We start from the raw sequence: 379 nt of genomic DNA on the forward strand, positions 1-379 counted from the left end.
CTAGTTGTTGTAGCCATCCAAGCGTTTGTGAATCTAAGAAATTTTCTTGGCTTTGTATAACTTTTTCGAGTTTAGCGATTGCCTGCTCATGATAACCATCATTCCAGAGATTTATTGCTTTTCTTTCAGCTTTTGCTTGCTCGATTTGAAGATTTTCAGTCTCATTCTCATCTACCATTTCAGCAAGTGTTTCTGCATGATATTCAACCCAATCCTTATCCCGATCAATACTTCTTTGTATAGTTGTTCCTAAATCTTTTAGGTTCTCTATTTCTCTGCTAATATCTACACCCATCTCCAATTGAGCTTTAGTAGCACTAGTAAGGAACCGGAAATTTGCATCTTTAGAAATCCAAGATGCAATATCTCTTCCTACTAG

General features: G+C 36.4%; 1 pseudogene. It reads right to left on the reverse strand.

The window, feature by feature from the left end:
• A pseudogene (locus SB822_RS55320) lies at positions 1 to 379 on the reverse strand (helicase); the annotation flags it as partial.

Origin of the sequence: Paraburkholderia sp. SIMBA_054 (assembly GCF_046534875.1) — a bacterium.
GTDB classification, from domain to species: Bacteria; Pseudomonadota; Gammaproteobacteria; order Burkholderiales; family Burkholderiaceae; genus Paraburkholderia; species Paraburkholderia hospita.